Here is a 22,712-nt window from a genome sequence, read left to right as displayed (position 1 = left end):
CCACCGGTTTCACCGCGCGTACCGGCAGCGGCCCGGTGGCGGTCACCGGCCGGCCGGTCGCCCCCCGGCGCGGCGTGCTGGCCGGTACCGCCCCGCTCGGCAGCGGCACCGCCGGTACGGCGACCGGTACGGGTGACGTCGGCACGCTCAGCACCGACTACCCGCCGGCCGCCTGGGTACCGGCCAGCTCCAGCAACTACACGGTCTCCAGCCGGGAGAGCGCCTACCCGATCAACTACATCATCATCCACACCATGCAGGGCTCCTACGCCGGCTCGATCAGCTGGTTCCAGAACCCGTCGGCCAGCGTCAGCGCGCACTACCTGCTCCGGTCCTCGGACGGCGCGGTGACCCAGATGGTGCGGGACAAGGACATCGCCTGGCACGCCGGCAACTGGACGTACAACACCCAGTCGATCGGCCTCGAACACGAGGGGTACGTCAACGACGCGTCCTGGTACACCGACGCGATGTACCGCTCCTCGGCCGCGCTGACGAAGTACCTCTGCGACAAGTACGGCATCCCGAAGGACCGTACCCGCATCATCGGCCACAACCAGGTGCCCGGCGCCACCCACACCGACCCCGGGCCGAACTGGAACTGGACCTACTACATGCAACTGGTGACCGGCTCCACCCCGCCGCCGACCTGGTCGACCGTGGTCGACAACAGCACCACCGGCCGGTTCACCGCCAGCGCCAACTGGGCCGTCTCGACGTACTCGACGCAGCGGTACGGCGCCAACTACCACTACGCCAACCCGGTCGCCGCCAGCGACGCCGCCTGGTACAAGGTGAACATCCCGGCCACCGCCAGCTACCGGGTCGAGGTCTGGTACCCGGCCAACGCGGGTTACAACAGCGCCACCCCGTACGTGGTGGCCACCACCACCGGTAACCAGACCGTGCACGTCGACCAGCGGGCCAACGGCGGGCAGTGGCGCTCACTCGGCACCTTCACCCTGGCCGCCGGAGACGCCAACGTGGTCGGCGTCAGCCGGTGGACCTCCGGCACCGGCTACGTCATCGCCGACGCCATCCGGGTGACCCGCCTGTAGACGTAAGGAAGGGCCCCTTCTTATCGCTTTCGGTAGAGGAAGGGGCCCTTCTTAACACCTCGGCTCAGGTCAGCCGGCGACGGCTCAGGCCAGGTCCCGGCGGCGGAACGCGGTGAACGACGCGGCCACCGCGCCCGCCACCACCAGCGCCAGCACCACGAGCCCGGCCCGCCAGGTGATCACGTAACGGGCCTCGCAGAAGCTCAGCACCGCCTGGCACGCCTGTTTGTCCCAGAACTCCGCCCGACCGGCCAACCAGGCGCCCAGGTAGGAGCTGAGCATCCACTGGTCCGGGCGGGCCACCTCGATGATCTCGAAGACGATCCGGGCGCCCAGCTCCCACAGCACGGCGTACGCGGCGAGGGTCCCGAGCGCGGCGGCGGTGTGCCGGCCCAACGTCGCCACCGAGAACCCGAGCGCCCCGGCGGCCAGCACCAGCACCAGACCCCGCAGGTACGTCAGGGAGAGCTCGTTCCAGAACGCGGCCGTCGGGTCGCCGGTGAGCCCGCCCACCCGGGCGATCAGCCAGAACGACCCGAGGTAGAGCAGCGACGACGGCAGCGACACCGCGAGGACCGCGCCGAGCAGCGTACCGAGCTTGGTACCGAGTACGGTCATCCGTTGCGGACGCCAGAGCAGCAGGTTGGTCATGCCGCCCGAGGTCAGGTCGGCGCCGATGTAGGACGCGCCGACCAGGAACGCGAAGAGCGCCAGGAACGCGATCAGGAAGTAGAGCAGCGGACGGATCTGCTGGTCGAAGACGAAGACCTGGTACAGGAACGCCTCGATGGTCGGCACGTTGCCCGGCCGGTCGGGGTTCAGGTCCGTGCAGACCAGCGGGTACGGGTCCTGTCCGACCATCGTCCCGGCCCGCCGGGATGCCAGGCAGTCCCGGTAGCTCCGCTCCATCTCCAGCCGGGTCTGGGCGACCTGCTCCTCGGCCCGGACCAGTTCGGCGCGGGTGGGCTGGTGTGAGCTGGCGAGGGTGGTGGCGATGGTGATGCCGAACGCGGCGATCAGCAGCACCACCATGAGCTGAACGAACCGGCGGGCAGCCAGCCGCTCCAGTTCCGCGCGGACCAGGTTCACGCCGTCACCTTCCCGGATCCGGTGGCCGTCGGGCCGATGTCGATGACCCGCTCCGGCTCCCCGGGATCCGGGCCGGTGACCGGGGTCCGGTGGCCGGCACCGGTCAGTTCGAGGAAGACGCTCTCCAGATCGGGCGTCAACGGCGTCAGTTCCCGTACCCAGAGTCCCTGCTCGCCGAGGGTGCGGGCGATCACGGTGGGGTCCGCGACCTGCCGGACCACCAGGTGGTCCGGATGCCCGACCGCCGCCAGGCCGGCGGCACCGAGCAGTTCGGCGGCCCGGTCCTGCTCGGCCACCCGGACCCGGTACTCCCCGTGGTCGAAGCCGGCGAGCACCTCGTCGACGCGACCGGCCGCCACCCGGCGTCCCCGGGAGATGATCGTCACGTGGTCGCAGATCAGCTGGATCTCCGCGAGGATGTGGCTGGAGACCAGCACGGTCACCCCGGACGACGCCAGGTCGCGCATCAGGTCGCGCATCTCCCGGATGCCGGCCGGGTCGAGGCCGTTCGCCGGCTCGTCCAGGATCAGCAGCTCCGGCTCCTTCAACAGCGCCGACGCCACCGCCAGTCGCTGTTTCATGCCCAACGAGTACGACCGGACCCGCTCGTTGCCCCGGTCGGCCAACCCGACCTGCTCCAGCACCGCGTCGACCCGGGTGACCGGCACGCCACCGGCCACGGCCAGCAGCCGCAACGTCCGCCGGCCGGTGAAGTTGCCGAAGAACTGGGGACTCTCCACGATCGCGCCGACCCGACCGGCCACCTGGGGCAGCCGCTCCGGCGCCGGTTCGCCGAACACCGCCATCCGTCCGGAGTCGGGGCGTACCAGCCCGAGCAGGGCACGCAACGTGGTCGTCTTGCCCGAGCCGTTCGGGCCGAGGAAACCGTGGATCTGACCGGACTCCACCAGCAGGTCGAAGCCGTCCAGCGCCACGTGCGCGCCGCCACGCAACCGGCGGAACGTCTTACGGAGACCGGATATCTCGATGACCGTACTCATGCGGGGACCGGATCGGGGTGGCTCATGCGGACCTCCGGAATGATCAGTGACACGGCGCACCCTATGGTGCCGGTGACGTCCGTGGGAGGGCGGGCGGGGTTGCGTGGTTGGATGTTCGGGTGCCTACTGACCTGGTCCCCGGCGCCAGTGGCGCCGCCCCCACCCCCTCGCCCGTGAACGCCGATCTGGTGGTCGACCTGGCCGGGGTCAGCGTGCTCCGGTCCGGCACGCGGCTGCTCGACAACGTCGACTGGCGGGTTGAGCTGGACGAACGCTGGGTGGTCCTCGGCCCCAACGGGGCCGGAAAGACCACCCTGCTCAACCTGGCCGCCGCCCGTCTGCACCCCACCACCGGGGTCGCCCACGTGCTCGGCGAACGCATCGGCCGGACCGACATCGCCGAGCTGCGTACCCGCATCGGCCTCTCGACCGCGGCGCTCGCCGAACGGATCCCCGCCGACGAACCGGTCAGCGACGTGGTACTGACCGCCGCCTGGTCGGTGGTCGGCCGCTGGCGGGAACGCTACGACGCGATGGACGCGGCGCGGGCCGTCGCGCTTCTCGACCAGCTCGGCGTCGGCGCGCTGGCCGACCGGGCGTACGGCACCCTCTCCGAGGGGGAACGTAAGCGGGTGCAGATCGCCCGTGCCCTGATGACCGACCCGGAGCTGCTGCTGCTCGACGAACCGGCCGCCGGACTCGATCTCGGCGGGCGGGAGGAGCTGGTGGCCCGGCTGGCCGAGCTGGCGTACGACCCGGACGCCCCGGCGCTGGTCCTGGTGACCCACCACGTCGAGGAGATCCCGCCCGGCTTCACCCACGCACTGCTGCTGCGGGACGGTGGCATCGTCGCGCAGGGCCTGCTGGACGACACCCTCACCGGGGAGAACCTGACCGAGACCTTCGGGCTGCCCCTGCTGGTGCAGCGGCACGGCGACCGGTACACCGCGCGGGCCGCCTGAGACGCGCCCGCCTGGCGTCAGGTGTTAAGAAGGGCCCCTTCCTATACCGAAAACGTTAAGCGGGGGCCCTTCCTTGCACCCTCAGCGGAGCTGGTCGGCGGCGAGGGTGATGTGTGCGACGGCCAACTGCGGATCCCGGGGCGGAATGAGCACGACCGCGTCCGCTCCGGCGTCGGCCAGGGCGGCCAGCGCCGCCGTGCACTGCGCGGGGCTGCCCGCCACCGCGAACCGGTCCACGTAGCTGTCCGGTAGCGCCGCCGCGAGCGCCTCCACGTCGTCCCCGGTCGCGGCCCGCAGGGCGGTGACCTCCTCGGCCAGGTCGATGTCGGCCGCCGCCGGTGCCCGGCCGGCGGAGAGCAGCCGGGCGATTTCCCACCGGGCGCTGGCCCGGGACTCGTCGAAGTCGAAGAAGGCGTACACGGTCACCCGGTGCGGGTCGGTCCGGCCGGCCGCCCGGCGACCCTGCTCGATCTGCTCCCGGGCCCACCGGATGTACGCCGGGCTCGCGCACTCGGCCAGGATGGTGCCGTCGGCCACCTGGCCGGAGAGACGCAGCGACCGCTCGTTGCGTACCCCGGTGGCGATCGGCACCGGACCGGCCGGCGGGTACTCCAGCGCCACCCGGTCGAGCCGGACGTGCCGACCGGTCACCGACACCGTCTCCCCGGCGAGCAGCGCGCGTACCGCGCCGACCGTCTCACCGAGCACCGTCAGGGGGGACGGGTGCCCGGCGCCAACCTGGTGCACCCACTCGGCCATCCCGTGGCCGAAGCCGGGCAGGATCCGGCCGGGGAACATCCGGTCCAGGTTGGCCAGTTCCATCGCGGCGAGCGCCGGGTTGCGGAACGCGGCCGGCATGATGCCCAGCCCGACCCGCAACCGTTCGGTGACCGCGGCGGCCACGGACACCGAGGAGACCGCGCCCGCGAAGAAGCAGTCCTCGACCAGCCACAGCTCGTCGTAGCCGAGCCGCTCGACCAGGCGCGCGTACGCCGGCAGGTTCTCCGGCGGGCTGTCGCAGCGGTACATCACTCCGATCGGCATGTCCGTCATGCCTGACTAGCCTGCCACGGGCGGAACTCAGTCGGCTGGCACCCCCTAGACTCGCCGCAACGATCGATGTCGCAGGGGAGGTGCCGTGGACCGGACCCGAGTGGTGGTCGTAGGCAGCGCCAACATGGACCTGGTCGCCACCGCGCCGAGACTGCCCGATCGGGGCGAGATGGCGCTCGGCAGCGACTTCGTGATGGTGGCCGGTGGTAAGGGCGCCAACCAGGCGATCGCAGCGAGCCGGGCGGGCGCCGCCTGCACCCTGCTCGGTGCGATCGGTTCGGACTCCTTCGGAGTCACCCTCAAGGCCCGGATGGCCGGTGCCGGTGTCGACACCGACCAGCTTCGGGTGGTGTACGGCAGCTCAGGTGTCGCCCTGGTGATGGTGGACGGCGACGGGCAGAGCGCGGTCCTGGTCACCCCGGGGGCGAACGCCTCCTTCACCGGGCTGACCGGGAGCGAACTCGACGTGATCCGCCGCGCCGACGTGCTGGTCGCGCAGTTGGAGACCCCGGTGGAGACGGTCACCGAGGCGGCGCTGGCCGCCCGTTCGGCGGGTACCCGGGTGCTACTCAACGCGGCACCGGTCCGGGAGGTGCCGGCGGACCTGCTCGCCACCGTCGACCTGCTGGTGGCCAAGGAGAGGCATGCACCAGCGATCGTCGGTGCCGTCCCGGATGTCCGGGCCGCCCTGCTGGACCTCGTACCCCGGGTGGCGCTGACCCTCGGCGGGCGGGGTGCCTGGTACGGCGACCGGGACGGAACGGCGGTGCACATCCCGGCGGTCAAGGTCGACGTGGTCGACTCCACGGCGTCCGGGGACGCGTTCACCGGCGCCCTCGCGGTGGCCTGGGGCGAGGGCCGGGACCTGGTGCCGGCGGTGGCCTGGGCGACGGCGGCGGGTGCGGCCTGCGCCCGGCGGCTCGGCGCCTCGGTGGCCCTGCCGCACCGGGCCGAGATCGACGAGCTCTACACGCCCCCGGCCTGAGCCGACCGGTCGCCGCGCCGCCGGGCCGGGCAGTTGAGCCGGCCGGGCACCATGGGGCCATGGTGCGCTTTCTGCTGAATCTTCTCTGGCTGGTCTTCGGTAGCGGCATCGTGCTGGCGATCGGGTACGGCATCGCGGCGCTGATCTGCTTCGCGCTGGTGGTGACCATCCCGTTCGGCGTGGCGTCGCTGCGACTGGCCTACTACTCGCTCTGGCCGTTCGGCCGCACGCTGGTGCCGAAGCCCGGCGTGGGGGTCGCCTCCGGTCTGGCCAACGTGCTCTGGCTGGTGGTCGCCGGCTGGTGGCTGGCCCTGTCGCACATCGTCGCCGGGGTGGGACTCTGCCTGACCGTCATCGGGATCCCGTTCGGGATCGCCAACTTCAAGCTGGTCCCGGCGGCACTCTGGCCGCTGGGTCGGGAGGTGGTCGAGGTCGACGACCTGGGCCGACCCGGGTTCAGCCCGGCTTGATCGCCCCGGCGGCGGGCCCGTGCTGATCGCCCCGGCGGCGGGCCCGTGCTGATCGCCCCGGCGGCGGGCCCGTGCTGATCGCCCCGGCGGCGGGCCCGTGCTGATCGCCCCGGCGGCGGGCCCGTGCTGATCGCCCCGGCGGCGGGCCCGTGCTGATCGCCCCGGCGGCGGGCCCGCCTCAGCCGGCGGCGTCCTCGCCGAGCCGGTTCTCGCCCCGGCGGCGCAGCATCCCCAGGCCGGGAATCCCGGCGACCGCCAGCTTGAGGTCCCGGGTGACATCGAGCAGGTCGTGCAGGTCCGGACCGACCCGGTCCAGGGTGGCCAGGATCGGCAGGATGTCCGAGGTGAGATGCTGCTTGAGCTTCGGTAGCTCGTCGACGAGCCGGATGGCGGCGGTCACCTCCTCGTGGCTCAACTCCTCGACGAACCGGCTGGCCATCGGCGCCGCCCGGTGCAGGGTGCCGGCGTAGGCCGCCAGCAACTCGTCGGCGGTCCCTGCGACGGTCTCCGCCCTGGTCACCGTGGCGGCGGCCCGGGTCGCCACCGTCTCCGCCCCGGCGACCACCGTGCCGGCCGCTCCGGTCACCCGCTCCGCCCCGGCGATCACCGTGCCGGCCGCTCCGGTCACCCGCTCCGCGTCGTCGACCAGGGTCTCTGCCGCGGTCACCACCCGGTCGGTGCGGTCCAGCGTCGCCTCGACCCGGTCCACCACCTGGTTGATCCGGATGAGCAGCGCCTCCACCCCGTCGAGCAGCGCGAATGCCCGGGCCGGCAGGCCGGCCAAGGTGGTGGCCGAGCCGAGCGCCTGATCGACGGCGGACCGGGTCAGGCCGAGGACATCGGAGGGGCGGGGAAGGGGGATCGCCATGCCCCCCAGTGTGCGTCGTGCCGGCCAGTGCCGCCCGGCCCGGCGACCCGCGCCGCCCGGCCCGGCGAGCGCGTAGCGGTGGGCACGGGTGGTCATCCGGCGACGACAGCCGCGCCCCGCCCGCCCGGGTGGGTCAGCGGGGGGCCACCGGCTGCCGTTGCTCGACCGCCCGTTGCAGCGCCCGGTAGATCTGCCCGAAGCGCAGCGCGTCGTCGGTGGTGAGCAGCCGCACCGGTCGGCCCTGCCAGCGCACCCACAGCTCCAGGGTCCGGCTGCCCCGGGCGTACGACCGGTCGAGGTGCTCGAAGAGAAGGTCGGCCAGCGGCCCGACCGCCAGCCCGACCAGGACCGAACCACCCACGATGGCGATGGTGACGGTGAGGGAGGTGTCCAGCGAGAGCCCGACCACGATCCCGAGCAGCGCGAACACCACCGGGCTGACCAGGGCGACACCGAGGGCGCCCCGCCGGCCCAGTACCCGCCACGAGCGGGCGCTCCGGCGGTGCCAGACCTCGGTGAACTCGGCGAGCGGGTAGGCCCGCCCGCCGACCCGGATGGCCGCCGAGGTGACCCGTACCGACCGGTCGTCGTAGTAAGTGGTCATCCATGGCCCCTGATCCGGTGTGAGGTGTGATCCCTGGTCCGGTCCGAATCCAGACTACGTACCCAACGAGCCGGCCCGTAATGTGGGCACGCGACTTCGACGAGGAAGTGAGGACAGCGTGAGCGAGTTCGTCCGGTTGGAGACCAACGACGGCATCGGGACGATCCGGCTGGACCGGCCGCCGATGAACGCGCTGAACAAGCAGGTGCAGGAGGAGTTGCGGGCCGCCGCCACCGAGGCCGCCGCCGACCCGGACGTCAGAGCGGTCATCGTGTACGGCGGGGAGAAGGTCTTCGCGGCCGGCGCCGACATCAAGGAGATGGCCGACATGTCGTACGTGGACATGGCGGCCCGGGCGGCCGACCTGTCCAGTGCGCTCGGTGCCTTCGCCCGGATCCCCAAGCCGGTGGTCGCCGCGATCACCGGGTACGCGCTAGGTGGCGGCTGCGAGCTGGCGCTGGCCTGTGACTGGCGGGTGGTGGCCGACAACGCCAAGCTCGGTCAGCCGGAGATCAAGCTCGGCATCATCCCTGGTGCCGGGGGCACCCAGCGGCTGGCCCGGCTGGTCGGCCCGGCCCGGGCCAAGGATCTGATCATGTCCGGACGGATGGTGGACGCCGAGGAGGCGCTGCGCATCGGGCTGGCCGACCGGGTGGTCCCGGCCGACCAGGTCTACACCGCCGCGGTCGAGCTGGTCCGGCCGTACCTGACCGGACCGGTGCAGGCGCTGCGGGCGGCGAAGCTCGCCGTCGACGGCGGGTTGGATATGGACCTCAACTCCGGCCTGGCCTGGGAGAGCCAGCTCTTCGCCGCGCTCTTCGCCACCGACGACCGGCGCGAGGGCATGGCCGCCTTCGTGGAGAAGCGCAAGCCGGACTTCACCGGCCGCTGACACTGCCGGCGGTCGGGCGCTGACGCTGCCGCCGGTCGGGCGCTGACGCTGCCGCCGGTCGGGCGGGCGCTGACGCTGCCGCCGGTCGGGCGCCGGCCGGCAGCACGGGCGGGCAGCGTGGCACCACGCCGCCACCCGCCGACCCGAGTGTTGTTCACGTTCCTACCGGCCGGTAGCGTGTGACCCCGGCCACGTGACGATGGGAGCGGCGATGACGGAGCGGATCGAAGGCCATGGCGGCGAGCTGGCGCTCGCGGCGCTGCGCGCCTGCGGGGTACGCGAGATGTTCACCCTCAGCGGCGGGCACGTCTTCCCGCTCTACGACGCGGCCCACCGCACCGGTTTCCCGCTCTACGACGTCCGGCACGAGCAGTCCGCGGTCTTCGCGGCCGAGGCGGTGGCGAAGCTCTGCCGCCGCCCCGGCCTCGCTGTGCTCACCGCCGGCCCGGGCGTCACCAACGGCATCTCCGGGCTGACCAGCGCCTTCTTCAACGCCTCCCCGGTGTTGGTGCTCGGTGGCCGGGCGCCGGCCTTCCGTTGGGGTTCGGGCAGCCTCCAGGAGATCGACCACCTGCCGCTGGTGACCCCGGTGACCAAGCACGCGCAGACGGTCTTCAGTACCGACGACATCCCCGGCGCGATCGTCGACGCGCTGACCGCCGCGCTCACCCCGCACCGCGGTCCGGTCTTCCTGGACCTGCCGTTGGAGGCGGTCTTCTCGGTCGCCGACGCCACCCCGCCCGCCGCGCCGGCCGTGGCGCCGGTCGAGCCGGACCCGGAGGCGGTGGCCCGGGCGGCGACCCTGCTCGCCGGTGCCCACCGTCCGGTGTTCATCGCCGGTTCCGACGTGTACGCCGCCGACGCGGTCGCCGCACTGCGGGAGGCCGCCGAGGCGTTCGGGGTGCCGGTCTTCACCAACGGTATGGGTCGGGGTGCCCTGCCGCCGGAGCACCCGCTCGCGTTCAGCAAGGCCCGCCGGGTCGCGCTCTCCGGCGCCGATCTGGTGGTGGTCGTCGGCACCCCGCTGGACTTCCGGCTCAGCTTCGGCGACTTCGGTGACGCGCAGGTCGTGCACATCGTGGACGCGCCGAGCCAGCGGGCCGGGCACGTGCAGCCGGCCGTCTCGCCCGCCGGTGACCTGCGGCTGATCCTCTCCGCGCTGGCCGACCACACCGGCGACCGGACGGACCACACCGACTGGGTCGCCGACCTGCGGGTGGCCGAGGATGCCGCCCGGGCCAAGCACGAGACGGAGATGGCCGCCGACACCGACCCGATCCGGCCGGCGCGGGTGTACGGCGAGCTGCGCCGGGTGCTCGACCGGGACGCCATCACCATCGGTGACGGTGGCGACTTCGTCTCGTACGCCGGTCGGTACCTGGAGCCGGCCCAGCCCGGGACCTGGCTCGACCCCGGCCCGTACGGCTGCCTCGGCACCGGCATGGGGTACGCCATGGGCGCCCGGGTCACCCACCCGGACCGGCAGATCTGCGTCCTGATGGGCGACGGCGCGGCCGGTTTCTCACTGATGGACGTGGAGTCCCTGGTCCGTCAGCAGCTCCCGGTGGTGATCGTGGTCGGCAACAACGGCATCTGGGGTCTGGAGAAGCACCCGATGCGGGCCATGTACGGCTACGACGTGGCCGCCGACCTGCAACCCGATCTGCGGTACGACGCGGTGGTCAGTGCGCTCGGCGGGGCGGGGGAGACGGTGGCCAAGGCGGCCGACCTCGCCCCGGCGCTGGAGCGGGCCTTCGCGGCCGGTGTGCCGTACCTGGTCAACGTGCTCACCGACCCGACGGACGCGTACCCCCGGTCGTCGAACCTGGCCTGACGGATGTGCTCCCCGGACCGGCGTGCCCGGTCCGGGGAAATCAGCGGCACTCCTGCCGTTGACCACGTAGGGTCACCGCGGACGGCAGAGTGTCAGCCCCGTCGTGCACGCTGGGTTGACCAGGCAGCACGACGGGAGTAGCGCATGGAACACGCGATCCGGGCCGAGGGACTGGTCCGGCGATTCGGCAGCACGACCGCTCTTGCCGGAGTCGACCTGGAGGTCCGCGCCGGTACGGTGTTCGGCCTGCTCGGGCCGAACGGCGCCGGCAAGACCACAACGGTCCGGGTACTCGCCACCCTGCTCCGCGCCGACGCCGGCCGGGCCACCGTCGGTGGCTTCGACGTCGAGCGGGACGCCCACCGGGTGCGTCAGCTCATCGGCCTGACCGGGCAGTACGCCTCGGTCGACGAGGCCCTCACCGGCACCGAGAACCTGCTGCTCATCGGCCGGCTGCTCGGCCTGTCCCGCTCGGCGGCCCGGGCCCGCGCCGCCGAGCTGCTTGCCGGCTTCCATCTGTCGGATGCCGCCGGCCGGGCCGCCAAGACCTACTCGGGTGGCATGCGCCGCCGCCTCGACCTGGCCGCCAGCCTGGTCGGCCGGCCGCAGGTGCTCTTCCTCGACGAGCCGACCACCGGTCTCGACCCGCGCAGCCGCAACGAGCTGTGGGACATCGTCCGGGGGCTGGTCGCCGACGGGGTGACCGTGCTGCTGACCACGCAGTACCTGGAGGAGGCCGACCAGCTCGCCGACGAGATCGCGGTGGTCGACCACGGTCGGGTGATCGCGCGCGGCACCCCGGAGGAGCTGAAGGCGCGTACCGGCGGTCAGGTGCTCGCGGTGCGCCCCCGTGACCCGGCCGACCTGTCGGCCGTGGTGACCGTCGCCGGTGAGGTGGCCGGCACCGTGCCCGAGGTCAACCAGACCACGGTGACCGTACCGGTGAACGACCCCTCGGTGCTGCCCGCCGTGGTGCGCCGGTTGGACGTCGCCGGGGTGCATGTCGCCGAGCTGGCCCTGCGCGGTTCCAGCCTGGATGAGGTCTTCCTGTCGCTCACCGGGCACCGCACCGAGCCGACCCGCACCGATCAGGACGTACTGGAGGGGACCCCCGCATGACCACGCTCGTTGCCGGCCGGCCGCTCGCCCCCACCCGCCGGGTCGGCCCGGTCACCGGTCTGCGGCACACCCTGACCCTGGCCTGGCGCAGTCTGGTGCAGATCAAGCACAACCCGATGGAGTTGCTCGACCTGAGCATCCAGCCGGTGATGTTCGTGCTGCTCTTCACGTACGTCTTCGGCGGCGCGATCTCCGGTTCACCGGGGGACTACCTGACCTTCGCGCTGCCCGGCATCATCGTGCAGAACGCCTTCTTCGCCACCATGACCACCGGATTCGGGCTCAACACCGACCTGACCAAGGGGGTCTTCGACCGGCTGCGGTCGCTGCCGATCGCCCGGTGGGCGCCACTGGCCGGGCGGATCCTCGCCGACACCGTGAAGCAGGCCTGGTCGGTGACGCTGCTGGTCGGCGTCGGGCTGATCCTCGGCTTCCGGCTGGAGAACGGCCTGCCCGGCCTGGTCGGGGCGTTCGCCCTGCTGCTGGCCTTCTCGCTGGCCGCGTCGTGGATCTCCGTACTGGTCGGGGTGCTGGTCAACGAACCAGAGAAGGTTCAGATCTTCGGTTTCACGGTGATCTTTCCGCTCACCTTCACCAGCAACGCGTTCGTCCCGACCGACACCATGCCCGGCTGGTTGCAGGCCTGGGTGGCGGTCAACCCGGTGACCGTGCTCGCCGACGCGCTGCGCGGCCTGCTGATCGGCGGTTCGGTGGCCGGCCCGGTGGTCCGGTCGCTGATCTGGGGTGCCGTCATCGCGGCGATCTTCGCCCCGCTGGCCCTGCGGGCGTTCAAACGCCGGGTCTGAACCGCCCGGGGCGGATCAGACCTCGGGCCGGTCCTCCTCGCGCGGCGGGTCACCGGCCTGCCGCCGCCGCAGGTCGTCCTCGCGGCGGCGCAGGTCCGCCTCCCAGCGGTCGAAGAGTTCCCGGTCGTTGCGCTCCTTCTCGGCGGCGGAGCGCTCCTGCAACGAGCGGAGGAACTCCGGGTCGTCGTCCGGTGCCACCGGGCGGGGTGGCTGCCGGGTCGCGCCACCGGGCAGGCCGGGACGACCCGGCCCGGCTGGTACCGGCCGGCCGGCGAAGTACCAGGCGATCGAGCCGAGCAGCGGGAAGAGCAGGATGAGCGCCACCCAGGCCAGCCGCGGCAGCGCGCGGATCTCGTCCTTCTCGGCGGAGAGGCAACTGATCAGGGCGAGCGCGGCCAGGATGACCTGGACCACGAAGAGCAGGATGGACAGGCGGGCCATGCCCCCATCATGGCGCACGCTGGTGGCTCAGCCCACCCCGGCGAGCACCAGCAGTACACCGATCAGGGCGAAACCGGCGGTGGCCAGGGCGGTCAGGGGGAACGCCGGCCCTCCCCCGGGGGTGGTCCGGCGGGCGCCGGTCATCCGCCCCCAGATGATCCACAGCAGGACACCCCAGCCGACCACCGCCACCGCCGCCAGGACCGTACCCGGTACGCCCCGGCCGGCGGCCAGCCGGACGGTGAGCACGGCGACCACGGTCAGCGCCAGCGCGGTACGCCGCCAGGCCAGCCGGGTCCGTTCGGGCTGCAACCCCCGGTCGGCCGGTGGCCTCGTCCCGGTGTTCACGCTGTTCCACCCGGGGACTCCTGGCGGCTCACGGTGCCCCGTCCCGGGGCCTCCCGACCGTTCACCGCGCACCGAGGGCGTTCGCCAGTACCGCCACCACCAGCAGGAGCGCACCGGTACCGACGGCCAGGGCCAGGATCGCCGGGAAGCGGCTTGCTGGCAGTTCCTCGCCGAGCCGGATGGCCCGCTCGGTACGTGCCCAGTGGTCGACCGCCCGGATCGCCACGGCCCCACCGAGCAGCAGCAACGCCACCGCGATCACCTCCCGCAGGTGGGCCGCAGGCAGCGGGGGCAGGAACTGCGCAGCGGCCAGGCCACCGGCGACCAGCGCCAGCCCGGTCCGCAACCAGGCCAGGAAGGTGCGTTCGTTGGCCAGGGAGAACCGGTAGTCGGGCGTGGTGCCGACCTCACGTAGCTCGCGCGGGTCGAACCAGCGCCGGATCGCGCGCCACATCGCCTGACGTTAACCGGTGGACACCCTGCTTAGCCTAGGCAGATGACGGATCTGAACGCCGCAGCCCTGCTCGAAGCCCACGACCGGCAGCTCCGCCCGGACGTGCCAGACCCGGTGGCGCCGGGGGTGACGGTGGAGCGGGACGGGCCGCTGGTGCGGGTACGCGGCCTGGGGCCGGACGGCTTCCTGACCTACCGGGACCTGGGCGGACTGACCGGGGCCGAGCTGGACGCCCTGATCCTGCGGCAGCGGGACCTCTTCGCCGCAGTCGGGGAGGCAGTCGAGTGGAAGCACTACAGCCACGACGAGCCGGCTGACCTGCCGGACCGGCTGCGGGCCGCCGGGTTCGAGCCGCAGGACCCGGAGACCGTGCTGATCGGGCCGGTCGCGCCGCTGGCGGCGACGTTGCCGGTGCTCCCCGACGGGGTACGCCTGCGTGAGGTGACCGCCCAGGCCGATCTGGAGCGGATCGTGGCGATGGAGGAGGAGGTCTGGCAGGACGACCGGAGCCACCTCGCCATCGGCCTGGCCAAGGAGATCGAGGCGGACCCGCAGGCGCTCACGATCGTGGTGGCCGAGGCGGGGGACACGGTGGTCTGCGCCGGTTGGGTGCGTTTCATCGCGGGTACCACCTTTGCCACCCTGTGGGGCGGGTCGACCCTGCCGCAGTGGCGCAAGCAGGGCATCTACCGGGCGATGGTGGCCTACCGCGCCCGGCTGGCGGCGGCCCGCGGTTTCACGCTGCTCCAGGTGGATGCCTCCCCGGACAGCCGGCCGATTCTGGAGCGACTGAGCTTCGTTGCGGTCACCACGACCACCCCGTACGTCTACACTCCCTGATCATGGAGCGGTTGACCGACGAGGAGAAGACGACCCTCAAGACCGCCGCGTTCGGTGCGGTCTTCCTGGTCTCCGATGCGGATCCGGGCCTGTTCGCCATGATCAAGGAGAGCTTCGCCGCCTCCGGGGCGATTGCCGACACCAGCGGGCTGGTCAAGGAGGTGCTGACCACCGGGGCGTTGCCGTCGTTGCCGCGCCGGTCGAGCACCGCCGTGGAGGCGACCGTGCTCCCCGGGCTGCGACGCGCGGTGGAGATCCTCCGGGACAAGGCTCCGGAGGAGGTCGAGCCGTACCGGCAGGCGGTGCTCGGTACGGCCGACGCGGTCGCCCGGGCACACCGGGGCGTGCACGCCGCCGAGGCCGCCGTGATCGCCCGGATCACCGACGCGCTGGCGCTACCCGACTGAGGGTGCCCGTCCACAGCCAACGCTTCGCGGTACGCACGCAGTGCTCGCGTAGCTGCCCGCACCGGCATCGGTGCGCATCGACGCCCATCGCCCGGCAGTCAGTGGCGTCCCCGCTGGGTGCCATGTTTCCGGGGGCGGTTCGACGCGGGCAACGGCGGGCGGCGCGACGGCTGTTCCGATTTGCTGCGACATATCGTGATACCTCCGGTCGCCGGGCACTCTACCCGGCGTCCCGACCCTGGGTGACCTGTGTCACTGTTGGGTCCCCGGATCGTGATGCTACTGGCAGGTAACATTGGCTCGTGGGCAACTGCACAACGTCCCGCGGTTGACCGCGCGTTCGTGGGCCGGGCAGGCTGCGCCCGAACGAGCGAGGATCAAACCACCACAACAGGAGGGTCGTCGAAGCGCGATGAACATCGTCGTACTCGTCAAGCAGGTGCCCGATTCGGGCGCGGACCGCAACCTGCGCAGTGACGACAACACCATCGACCGCGGCTCGGCCAACAACGTCATCAACGAGATGGACGAGTACGCCATCGAAGAGGCGCTGAAGATCAAGGAAGCGAACGGTGGCGAGGTCACCATCCTGACCATGGGTCCGGACCGGGCGACCGAGTCGATCCGCAAGGCGCTCTCCATGGGCCCGGACAAGGCCGTGCACATCGTCGACGACGCGCTGCACGGGTCCTGCGCGGTGGCCACCAGCAAGGTCCTCGCCGCCGCCCTCGGCACGCTCAACGCCGACCTGGTGATCTGCGGTGCCGAGTCCACCGACGGCCGGGTCCAGGTCATGCCGCACATGCTCGCCGAGCGGCTCGGTGTCGCCGCGTTGACCGGCGCCCGCAAGCTCACCGTCGACGGCAGCAACCTGACCGTCGAGCGGCAGACCGAGGAGGGCTACGAGGTGGTCAGCGCCACCACCCCCGCCGTGGTCTCCGTCTGGGACACCATCAACGAGCCCCGGTACCCCTCGTTCAAGGGCATCATGGCCGCCAAGAAGAAGCCGGTGCAGACCCTCTCCCTGGCCGACCTGGGCGTCGCGCCCGGCGAGGTCGGGTTCGACGGTGCCACCAGCACCGTCCTGGAGCACAGCAAGCGCCCGCCGCGCTCCGGCGGCGCGAAGATCACCGACGAGGGCGACGGCGGCGTGAAGCTGGTCGAGTTCCTCGCCACCGAGAAGTTCGTCTGAGGGGTAACGGTCATGGCTGAGGTACTTGTCGTCGTCGAAGCCACCAGGGAATTCGGCGTCAAGAAGGTCACCCTGGAGATGCTCACCCTCGCCCGCGAGCTGGGTACCCCGTCGGCCGTCGTACTCGGTGGCCCCGGCGCCGCCGCCGCGCTCGCCGACAAGCTCGGGGAGTACGGCGCGGAGAAGATCTACGCCGCCGAGAGCGAGGAGATCGACGGCTACCTGGTGGCGCCCAAGGCCACCGTCCTGGCCGACCTGGTCCGCCGGGTCTCCCCGGCCGCCGTCCTGCTCGCCTCCGCCCAGGAGGGCAAGGAGATCGCCGCCCGGCTCGCAGTCAAGCTGGACAACGGCATCCTGACCGACGTGGTCTCGCTCGCCGCCGACGGCACCGCCACCCAGGTGGCCTTCGCCGGCTCCACCATCGTCAAGTCCAAGGTCACCCGGGGACTGCCGCTGGTCACCCTGCGTCCGAACTCGGTCAACCCCGTCCCGGCGCCGGCCACCCCGGCGGTCGAGCAGCTCACCGTGCAGGTCGGCGACACCGACAAGCTGGCGAAGGTGGTCGACCGGGTCGCCGAGCAGAAGGGCTCCCGCCCCGAGCTGACCGAGGCCTCCGTGGTCGTCTCCGGCGGCCGTGGTGTCGGCAACGCCGACAACTTCAAGCTGGTCGAGGAGTTGGCCGACCTGCTCGGCGGTGCGGTCGGGGCGTCCCGGGCGGCCGTCGACTCCGGCTTCTACCCGCACCAGTTCCAGGTCGGGCAGACCGGTAAGACCGTCTCCCCGCAGCTCTACGTCGCCCTCGGCATCTCCGGTGCGATCCAGCACCGGGCCGGCATGCAGACCTCGAAGACCATCGTCGCGGTCAACAAGGATGCCGAGGCCCCGATCTTCGAGCTGGCCGACTTCGGCGTGGTCGGTGACCTGTTCAAGGTCGTTCCGCAGGCTGCCGACGAGGTACGCAAGCGCAAGTGACCCGGACGGGCACCGCACCCGGTGGCGGTGACCCTCACCGTGTTCGCCCGGGTGCCGGTCGACCGGCACCCGGACACTGTCACACCACGTCAGGGGTGGTGGTCCGGAGCGGACCGCCACCCCTGACGTGTACGTGGGAGTTGACCGGCGGGACGGGGAGCTGAAGCCGGCCCGCCGGTCAACTCGTCAGGGTGCCCCGTAACAGGCTGTCGCCCGAGTGGACCTGGTTGTAGTCGTACCCCTCGGCGTGGACGTCAACCCACCTGGTAGCCGTCCGAGCAGGGCGAGGGGCGTTCTGCCGGCTGCGGGAACTCGACCAGGGCGACCCGGCTGCCCCCGGCCCAGCTACCCGGGGGCGGGGTGGGGCGCCCACCCCGCCCCCGGCGATAGGCTGAGCGGCGATGACATACCTGGATCATGCGGCGACCACTCCGATGCTCGACGAGGCACTGGAGGCGTACGTCGCGACCGCCCGTGAGGTCGGCAACGCGTCGTCACTGCACGCGGCGGGCCGGCGGGCCCGGCGCCGGGTCGAGGAGTCCCGGGAACGGGTGGCCGCCGCGCTGGGCGCCCGGCCCTCCGAGGTCATCTTCACCGGCGGCGGGACGGAGAGCGACAACCTCGCGGTCAAGGGCATCTACTGGGCCCGCCGGGTGGCCGACCCGACCCGCTCCCGGGTGATCTCCAGTTCCGTGGAGCACCACGCGGTGCTCGACGCGGTGCACTGGCTGGCCCGGCACGAGTCGGCCACGGTGGGGTGGCTCGGGGTCGACCCGACCGGTCGGGTCGCCGTCGACGCGCTCCGGGCCGAGCTGGCCGAGTACGGCGACCGGGTGACCGTGGTCACCACCATGTGGGCCAACAACGAGGTCGGCACCCTCCAACCGGTGGCCGAGCTGGCCGCCGTGGCCGCCGAGTACGGCGTACCGTTCCACACCGACGCGATCCAGGCCGTCGGTCAGGTGCCGGTCGACTTCGCCGCCAGTGGCGTCGCCGCGCTCACCGTCACCGGACACAAACTCGGCGGCCCGGCCGGGGTGGGCGCGCTGCTGCTCGGGCGGGACGTGCCGGCCACCCCGCTGCTGCATGGTGGCGGCCAGGAACGGGACGTCCGCTCGGGCACCCTGGACACCGCCGGGGTGGTGGCGTTCGCGGTCGCGGTGGAGCACGCGGTCAAGGCCCAGCAGGAGTACGCGACCCGGATCACCGCGCTCCGGGACGGCCTGGTTGAGCGGGTACGTGCTGCGGTGCCCGAGGTGATCTGCAACGGCGACCCGGTCGACCGGCTGCCCGGCAACGCGCACTTCTCCTTCCCCGGCTGCGAGGGGGACGCCCTGCTGCTGCTGCTCGACGCCCAGGGCATCGCCTGCTCGACGGGTTCGGCCTGCTCGGCAGGGGTGGCCCAGCCCTCGCACGTACTGCTGGCGATGGGGGCCGACGACGACCGGGCCCGCTCGTCGCTGCGCTTCACGCTGGGGCACACGTCCACGGTCGCCGACGTGGATGCCCTGATCGCCGTCCTGCCCGGTGCGGTCGAGCGGGCCCGCCGGGCTGGCGCCATCCGCTCCGTCCGCCCCTGACCCGGCCCACCCCTCCCGGCCCGCCCCTGACCCCGGCCCACCCCTCCCCGGCCCACCCCTCCCCGGTTTCGCCGATCATGGAGTTGTGGTGCCCTTTCAGGGAGGTTTTGCGGCTTCTGTCACCCACCACAACTCCATGATCGACGGGGTGGGGTGGTGGGGGTGGTGCGGGTCGGCAGCGGCCGGCCCGGCGCGTACCGTGGACGGGGTGAAGGGGGTGTCCCGGTGAGGGTGTTGGCAGCGATGTCCGGCGGGGTGGACTCGGCGGTCGCCGCCGCGCGTGCGGTGGAGGCCGGGCACGACGTGACCGGAGTGCACCTGGCACTGGCCCGCAATCCGCAGACCTACCGTTCCGGGGCGCGCGGCTGCTGCACCCTGGAGGACTCCCGGGACGCCCGGCGCGCCGCCGACGTGATCGGCATCCCGTTCTACGTCTGGGACATGGCCGACCGGTTCCATGAGGACGTGGTCGACGACTTCGTCGCCGAGTACGCCGCCGGTCGTACCCCCAACCCCTGCCTGCGCTGCAACGAGAAGATCAAGTTCGCGGCGGTGCTGGACCGGGCCGTCGCGCTCGGCTTCGACGCCGTGGTCACCGGGCACCACGCCCGACTCGGGCCGGACGGTCTGCTGCGGCGCAGCGTCGACCTGCCCAAGGACCAGTCGTACGTGCTCGCCGTGCTCACCCGCGAGCAGCTCGACCGGTCGATGTTCCCGCTCGGGGACTCCACCAAGGCCGAGGTCCGCGAGGAGGCGGCCCGGCGGGGGCTTGCCGTGGCCGACAAGCCCGACTCGCACGATATCTGCTTCATCGCCGACGGCGACACCCGCCGGTTCCTCGCCGAGCGGCTGGGCGAGGCACCGGGCGACGTGGTCGACGCGCTCACCGGGCAGGTGGTCGGCGCGCACAGCGGGGCGTACGCCTACACCGTCGGCCAGCGACGCGGCCTGCACCTGGACCGCCCCGCCCCGGACGGTCGACCCCGGTACGTCCTCTCCATCACCCCGAAGACCAACACGGTGACCGTCGGCCCCGCCGAGGCGCTGGAGGTCAGCGAGGTGCACGCCGAGCGGTCGGTCTGGACCGGTGGTGTCCGTCCGGGCGGGCCGGTGGAGTGCGAGGTGCAGTTGCGTGCCCACGGCGACGTGGTGCCGGCCACCGTCCGGCTCGACGGCACCGGCCTGCACGCCGACCTGCGTCGACCGGTACGCGGTGTCGCCGCCGGTCAGGCCATCGTGGCGTACCGGCCGGACCCGGCCGGCGACATCGTGCTCGGTTCCGCCACGATCGCCTGAGCCGGTGCGGCCGGCCCCCGGCGCCGGATGACCCGGTGCCGTTCGTGCGCCGTCGCGTGCGGTCGCCCCGGCAGGGGTTAACCTTCGGCCGTGACAGATCTTGCGTGGCCCTGGCCGGCCGGTGCGGCGACCGGTATCGGTTCGCTGCCCGGCACCGACATCGCCGAGGCCCAGCGGGTGGTACTCGGGGAACTACCGACCCTGCCGCACCTGCCGGAACTGCCCGCCCGGGGACCGGGGGCCGATCTGATCGGCCGGACCGGTGGACTCCTGGTCGAACTGCCGGTCGAGCTGTACGCGGCGCGGTGGCGGATCGCGCTGCGGCCGGGGCGGGACCTGCGCCGGGCGCGGGACCTGATGGAACGGGACCTCGACCAGCTCGCCGAGCAGGCCGAGGAGTACGCCGGACCGGTCAAGGTGCAGGCGGCCGGCCCGCTCACCCTCGCCGCCGGGCTGGAACGGCCGGTGGGCGGGCGGATGCTGCGTGACCCGGGGGCGGTCCGCGACCTGACCGCCTCGCTGGCCGAGGGGCTACGGGGACACGTCGCCGACCTGCGGCGGCGGCTGCCACATGCCCAGGTGCTGCTGCAACTCGACGAGCCGTCGCTGCCGGCGGTACTCGCCGGACGGGTGCCGACCGAGAGCGGGCTCGGGGCGTACCGGCCGGTGGAGGCGAGCACCGCGACTGATCTGCTGCGTACCGTCACCGAGGCCGTCGGGGTGCCGGTGGTGGTGCACTGCTGCGCGCCGGACGTGCCGCTGGAGCTGATCCGGTCCACCGGGGCGGTCGCCGTCGCGCTCGACCTGGATCTGGTGACGACGCTGGATCCGCTGGGCGAGGCGATCGACGCCGGGCTCGGACTGCTGGCCGGTGCCGCCCCGGCGCTGCCGGCGCCGACCGGCCAGGCACCGACCTCGGCCCAGGTCGCCGACCGGGTACGCCAGCTCTGGGACCGGCTCGGCTTCCCGCGTACCCAGCTCGCCCGGCAGGTGGTGGTGACCCCGGCCTGCGGGCTGGCCGGTGCGACACCGGCCCACGTGCGGGCCGTACTGGCTGCGTGTCGGGACGCCGGCCGCCGGCTGTCCGAGGAGTAAGAGCGACCGGCAACAGGGCGGTGGCGGAGCAGCGGGTGCTGGCGCTCGGTGCCCGCCGGCTACCCGGCGCCGGCGACGACTTCCGGGTCTACGCCGACCCGGTGGGCCACCCGTTCTGCCTCGTCTGGGAGTGACCGCCGGTCGGGCGCCGGTCGCTTCCCCGGTGGGCCGGCTGGCCGTTCGCAGTACCGGCCGGTGTGGTCCCGCTCCCGGTGGCCGGTTTCCCGCTGGTGATGGTTGCGACGGCGGGGCATCATGGCCGCCATGATCGACACGCCGATCCGGGAACCGCTCCAGCGCGCCACCGGCTCGCTCCTCGGCCTCGCCTACGGTGACGCCCTGGGCAAGCCGACCGAGTTCCTCACCGTCGCCGAGATCGAGCGGCGGTACGGCCCGGCCGGTCCCCGGGAGCTGACCGGTGACCCCGCCCTGGTCACCGACGACACCCAGATGGCCCTCGCGGTCGGCTGGGCGCTGCACGACGCCCCGGCGCCGACCCCGGCCAACCTCGAACCCCGGCTACGGGACCGCTTCCTGGCCTGGGCAGCCAGCCCGGAGAACAACCGGGCGCCCGGCATGACCTGCCTGCGGGCCTGCGCCGGACTGGCCCGGGGTACCCGCTGGCAGCAGGCCACGGTGGCCGGCTCCAAGGGCTGCGGGGCGAACATGCGGGTCACCCCGGTCGGCCTGGTGGCCGGCTACGACCTGGACACCCTTGCCGGGGTGGCCCAGTTGCAGGCCGGCCTGACCCACGGGCACCCGACCGGGCTGGCCGCGAGTGAGCTGACCGCGTACGCCGTCCGGGTGGTCTGCGACGGCGCGGACCTCGCCGGGCTGCCCGGCCTGCTCCGCGACCGGGCCCGGGAGCAGCACCGGGTCTACCGGGCCGACTGGCTCGGCGACCTGTGGCAGCAGCCGGGGATGGACTCCCCGGCCGGGTTCATCGCGCGGGGCTGGGACGAGTGCCTGGCCGCGCTGGACCGGCTCGACGCCGCGCTGGCCCGGCCGGACGACGGTACCGACCCGTGCCTGCTCACCGGGGAGGGCTGGATCGCCGAGGAGGCGCTGGCCACCGCCCTGCTCTGCGCGCTGCGGCACCGCGACGACCCGGTCACCGCGCTGGCCAGGGCCGCGACCACGGCCGGGGACTCCGACTCGATCGCCGCGCTGGCCGGGGCGTTCCTCGGCGCGGCCCTCGGTCCGGGCGCCTGGCCGGCCGAGTGGGCCACCCGGATCGAGTACGCCGACCAGCTCACCGCCCTCGGCCACTCCTGGGACCGGTAAGAGCCCGCGCAAATAGGTCGGTGAGGATCGGGTGGGTAGGAGACGGGCACAGGCGTCAGTGA

At 72.8% G+C, this 22,712-nt stretch carries 25 protein-coding genes; 17 read left to right on the top strand and 8 right to left on the bottom strand.

Annotated features, from left to right (window positions below; all coding sequences use genetic code 11):
* Positions 1 to 77 precede the first annotated feature (77 nt).
* Positions 78 to 1,058 carry a golvesin C-terminal-like domain-containing protein gene (locus V6U90_RS34015; protein ID WP_442933675.1) on the top strand — a complete coding sequence of 327 codons (981 nt, stop codon included), beginning with the start codon at positions 78 to 80 and terminating at the stop codon, positions 1,056 to 1,058.
* An 84-nt stretch (positions 1,059 to 1,142) separates the two neighbouring features.
* Here the strand turns inward: V6U90_RS34015 and V6U90_RS26130 are convergent, their stop codons facing one another.
* Entirely contained in the window at positions 1,143 to 2,147 is a 1,005-nt protein-coding gene (locus V6U90_RS26130) for an ABC transporter permease (RefSeq protein ID WP_334441946.1), read from the bottom strand.
* On the bottom strand, positions 2,144 to 3,148 hold the full coding sequence (locus V6U90_RS26125) for an ABC transporter ATP-binding protein (protein WP_334441944.1): 1,005 nt from the start codon (positions 3,146 to 3,148) through the stop codon (positions 2,144 to 2,146). Before V6U90_RS26125 ends, V6U90_RS26130 begins: the two co-directional genes overlap by 4 nt.
* Positions 3,149 to 3,267: 119 nt before the next feature.
* Between V6U90_RS26125 and V6U90_RS26120 the strand changes: the two genes are divergently transcribed.
* Positions 3,268 to 4,110, top strand: coding sequence for an ABC transporter ATP-binding protein (locus V6U90_RS26120; protein WP_334441941.1), 843 nt, complete (start codon positions 3,268 to 3,270; stop codon positions 4,108 to 4,110).
* A gap of 81 nt (positions 4,111 to 4,191) precedes the next feature.
* On the opposite strand, the gene V6U90_RS26115 is transcribed toward V6U90_RS26120, so the two are convergent.
* Positions 4,192 to 5,163: an LLM class flavin-dependent oxidoreductase gene (locus V6U90_RS26115; protein WP_334441939.1), complete on the bottom strand. Its 972-nt coding sequence runs from the start codon at positions 5,161 to 5,163 to the stop codon at positions 4,192 to 4,194.
* An 85-nt stretch (positions 5,164 to 5,248) separates the two neighbouring features.
* On the opposite strand from V6U90_RS26115, the gene V6U90_RS26110 reads away from it, so the two are divergent.
* Together V6U90_RS26110 and V6U90_RS26105 are read left to right on the top strand one after the other, a co-directional pair.
* Positions 5,249 to 6,148: a ribokinase gene (locus V6U90_RS26110; protein WP_334441937.1), complete on the top strand. Its 900-nt coding sequence runs from the start codon at positions 5,249 to 5,251 to the stop codon at positions 6,146 to 6,148.
* Between the two features lie 59 nt (positions 6,149 to 6,207).
* Positions 6,208 to 6,618 carry a YccF domain-containing protein gene (locus V6U90_RS26105; RefSeq protein ID WP_334441935.1) on the top strand — a complete coding sequence of 137 codons (411 nt, stop codon included), beginning with the start codon at positions 6,208 to 6,210 and terminating at the stop codon, positions 6,616 to 6,618.
* 178 nt (positions 6,619 to 6,796) lie between these two features.
* Here the strand turns inward: V6U90_RS26105 and V6U90_RS26100 are convergent, their stop codons facing one another.
* Both V6U90_RS26100 and V6U90_RS26095 read right to left on the bottom strand, forming a co-directional pair.
* The gene (locus V6U90_RS26100; RefSeq protein ID WP_442933674.1) at positions 6,797 to 7,486 is read right to left on the bottom strand and encodes a hypothetical protein; all 690 of its coding nucleotides are present in this window, start codon (positions 7,484 to 7,486) and stop codon (positions 6,797 to 6,799) included.
* A gap of 133 nt (positions 7,487 to 7,619) precedes the next feature.
* Entirely contained in the window at positions 7,620 to 8,090 is a 471-nt protein-coding gene (locus tag V6U90_RS26095) for a DUF6232 family protein (RefSeq protein ID WP_334441930.1), read from the bottom strand.
* 118 nt (positions 8,091 to 8,208) lie between these two features.
* Here V6U90_RS26095 and V6U90_RS26090 point away from each other — a divergent pair, with 118 nt between their 5' ends.
* From V6U90_RS26090 to V6U90_RS26075, 4 genes are all read left to right on the top strand, one after another.
* Complete coding sequence (locus V6U90_RS26090) at positions 8,209 to 8,982, top strand: enoyl-CoA hydratase-related protein (protein ID WP_334441927.1); 774 nt, start codon at positions 8,209 to 8,211, stop codon at positions 8,980 to 8,982.
* A 211-nt stretch (positions 8,983 to 9,193) separates the two neighbouring features.
* Positions 9,194 to 10,816: an acetolactate synthase gene (locus V6U90_RS26085; RefSeq protein WP_334441925.1), complete on the top strand. Its 1,623-nt coding sequence runs from the start codon at positions 9,194 to 9,196 to the stop codon at positions 10,814 to 10,816.
* 144 nt (positions 10,817 to 10,960) lie between these two features.
* A complete protein-coding gene (locus V6U90_RS26080; RefSeq protein WP_334441923.1) occupies positions 10,961 to 11,935 on the top strand; it encodes an ATP-binding cassette domain-containing protein in 975 nt (324 codons plus the stop codon).
* Entirely contained in the window at positions 11,932 to 12,741 is an 810-nt protein-coding gene (locus V6U90_RS26075; RefSeq protein ID WP_334441920.1) for an ABC transporter permease, read from the top strand. The genes V6U90_RS26080 and V6U90_RS26075 overlap by 4 nt, the downstream gene beginning before the upstream one ends.
* Positions 12,742 to 12,756: 15 nt before the next feature.
* Here V6U90_RS26075 and V6U90_RS26070 read toward each other — a convergent pair whose 3' ends face one another.
* From V6U90_RS26070 to V6U90_RS26060, 3 genes are all read right to left on the bottom strand, one after another.
* The gene (locus V6U90_RS26070; protein ID WP_334441918.1) at positions 12,757 to 13,182 is read right to left on the bottom strand and encodes a PLD nuclease N-terminal domain-containing protein; all 426 of its coding nucleotides are present in this window, start codon (positions 13,180 to 13,182) and stop codon (positions 12,757 to 12,759) included.
* 27 nt (positions 13,183 to 13,209) lie between these two features.
* Positions 13,210 to 13,530 carry a DUF202 domain-containing protein gene (locus V6U90_RS26065; RefSeq protein ID WP_334441916.1) on the bottom strand — a complete coding sequence of 107 codons (321 nt, stop codon included), beginning with the start codon at positions 13,528 to 13,530 and terminating at the stop codon, positions 13,210 to 13,212.
* Between the two features lie 61 nt (positions 13,531 to 13,591).
* The gene (locus tag V6U90_RS26060; protein ID WP_334441913.1) at positions 13,592 to 13,984 is read right to left on the bottom strand and encodes a YidH family protein; all 393 of its coding nucleotides are present in this window, start codon (positions 13,982 to 13,984) and stop codon (positions 13,592 to 13,594) included.
* 42 nt (positions 13,985 to 14,026) lie between these two features.
* Between V6U90_RS26060 and V6U90_RS26055 the strand changes: the two genes are divergently transcribed.
* The 9 genes from V6U90_RS26055 to V6U90_RS26015 all read left to right on the top strand — a co-directional run bounded on the left by V6U90_RS26055 (position 14,027) and on the right by V6U90_RS26015 (position 22,650).
* Positions 14,027 to 14,824, top strand: a complete 798-nt coding sequence (locus V6U90_RS26055) for a GNAT family N-acetyltransferase (RefSeq protein WP_334441911.1) — start codon at positions 14,027 to 14,029, stop codon at positions 14,822 to 14,824.
* Positions 14,825 to 14,826: 2 nt separating this feature from the next.
* Entirely contained in the window at positions 14,827 to 15,231 is a 405-nt protein-coding gene (locus tag V6U90_RS26050) for a hypothetical protein (protein ID WP_334441908.1), read from the top strand.
* A 412-nt stretch (positions 15,232 to 15,643) separates the two neighbouring features.
* Positions 15,644 to 16,423 carry an electron transfer flavoprotein subunit beta/FixA family protein gene (locus V6U90_RS26045; RefSeq protein ID WP_334441905.1) on the top strand — a complete coding sequence of 260 codons (780 nt, stop codon included), beginning with the start codon at positions 15,644 to 15,646 and terminating at the stop codon, positions 16,421 to 16,423.
* A gap of 12 nt (positions 16,424 to 16,435) precedes the next feature.
* A complete protein-coding gene (locus tag V6U90_RS26040; RefSeq protein WP_334441903.1) occupies positions 16,436 to 17,395 on the top strand; it encodes an electron transfer flavoprotein subunit alpha/FixB family protein in 960 nt (319 codons plus the stop codon).
* Positions 17,396 to 17,796: 401 nt separating this feature from the next.
* Complete coding sequence (locus V6U90_RS26035; RefSeq protein ID WP_334441900.1) at positions 17,797 to 18,975, top strand: cysteine desulfurase family protein; 1,179 nt, start codon at positions 17,797 to 17,799, stop codon at positions 18,973 to 18,975.
* 225 nt (positions 18,976 to 19,200) lie between these two features.
* The gene (gene mnmA / locus V6U90_RS26030) at positions 19,201 to 20,271 is read left to right on the top strand and encodes a tRNA 2-thiouridine(34) synthase MnmA (RefSeq protein WP_334441897.1); all 1,071 of its coding nucleotides are present in this window, start codon (positions 19,201 to 19,203) and stop codon (positions 20,269 to 20,271) included.
* A 90-nt stretch (positions 20,272 to 20,361) separates the two neighbouring features.
* Complete coding sequence (locus V6U90_RS26025; RefSeq protein WP_334441894.1) at positions 20,362 to 21,366, top strand: methionine synthase; 1,005 nt, start codon at positions 20,362 to 20,364, stop codon at positions 21,364 to 21,366.
* Positions 21,330 to 21,500 (top strand): VOC family protein, encoded by a 171-nt coding sequence (locus V6U90_RS26020; protein WP_334441891.1) that lies wholly within the window; start codon positions 21,330 to 21,332, stop codon positions 21,498 to 21,500. Before V6U90_RS26025 ends, V6U90_RS26020 begins: the two co-directional genes overlap by 37 nt.
* Before the next feature lie 130 nt (positions 21,501 to 21,630).
* A complete protein-coding gene (locus tag V6U90_RS26015) occupies positions 21,631 to 22,650 on the top strand; it encodes an ADP-ribosylglycohydrolase family protein (RefSeq protein WP_334441889.1) in 1,020 nt (339 codons plus the stop codon).
* Positions 22,651 to 22,712 lie beyond the last annotated feature (62 nt).

The sequence above is a fragment of the Micromonospora sp. CPCC 206060 genome (genome assembly GCF_036906895.1).
In the GTDB taxonomy this organism is placed as follows: Bacteria; Actinomycetota; Actinomycetes; order Mycobacteriales; family Micromonosporaceae; genus Micromonospora.
Note: the sequence above shows the minus strand (reverse complement) of the source record. Positions and strands in the feature narration are given on the sequence as shown.

Excerpts from the sequence above, each read along its gene's own strand:
- V6U90_RS26015 (WP_334441889.1), top strand. The coding sequence starts at position 21,631 with ATGATCGACACGCCGATCCGGGAACCGCTCCAGCGCGCCACCGGCTCG.
- V6U90_RS26105 (WP_334441935.1), top strand. The coding sequence starts at position 6,208 with ATGGTGCGCTTTCTGCTGAATCTTCTCTGGCTGGTCTTCGGTAGCGGC.
- V6U90_RS26050 (WP_334441908.1), top strand. The coding sequence starts at position 14,827 with ATGGAGCGGTTGACCGACGAGGAGAAGACGACCCTCAAGACCGCCGCG.
- V6U90_RS26095 (WP_334441930.1), bottom strand. The coding sequence starts at position 8,090 with ATGACCACTTACTACGACGACCGGTCGGTACGGGTCACCTCGGCGGCC.
- V6U90_RS26115 (WP_334441939.1), bottom strand. The coding sequence starts at position 5,163 with ATGACGGACATGCCGATCGGAGTGATGTACCGCTGCGACAGCCCGCCG.
- V6U90_RS26085 (WP_334441925.1), top strand. The coding sequence starts at position 9,194 with ATGACGGAGCGGATCGAAGGCCATGGCGGCGAGCTGGCGCTCGCGGCG.
- V6U90_RS26070 (WP_334441918.1), bottom strand. The coding sequence starts at position 13,182 with ATGGCCCGCCTGTCCATCCTGCTCTTCGTGGTCCAGGTCATCCTGGCC.
- V6U90_RS26075 (WP_334441920.1), top strand. The coding sequence starts at position 11,932 with ATGACCACGCTCGTTGCCGGCCGGCCGCTCGCCCCCACCCGCCGGGTC.
- V6U90_RS26060 (WP_334441913.1), bottom strand. The coding sequence starts at position 13,984 with ATGTGGCGCGCGATCCGGCGCTGGTTCGACCCGCGCGAGCTACGTGAG.
- V6U90_RS26055 (WP_334441911.1), top strand. The coding sequence starts at position 14,027 with ATGACGGATCTGAACGCCGCAGCCCTGCTCGAAGCCCACGACCGGCAG.
- V6U90_RS26100 (WP_442933674.1), bottom strand. The coding sequence starts at position 7,486 with ATGGCGATCCCCCTTCCCCGCCCCTCCGATGTCCTCGGCCTGACCCGG.
- V6U90_RS26040 (WP_334441903.1), top strand. The coding sequence starts at position 16,436 with ATGGCTGAGGTACTTGTCGTCGTCGAAGCCACCAGGGAATTCGGCGTC.
- V6U90_RS26125 (WP_334441944.1), bottom strand. The coding sequence starts at position 3,148 with ATGAGTACGGTCATCGAGATATCCGGTCTCCGTAAGACGTTCCGCCGG.
- V6U90_RS26080 (WP_334441923.1), top strand. The coding sequence starts at position 10,961 with ATGGAACACGCGATCCGGGCCGAGGGACTGGTCCGGCGATTCGGCAGC.
- V6U90_RS26035 (WP_334441900.1), top strand. The coding sequence starts at position 17,797 with ATGACATACCTGGATCATGCGGCGACCACTCCGATGCTCGACGAGGCA.
- V6U90_RS26045 (WP_334441905.1), top strand. The coding sequence starts at position 15,644 with ATGAACATCGTCGTACTCGTCAAGCAGGTGCCCGATTCGGGCGCGGAC.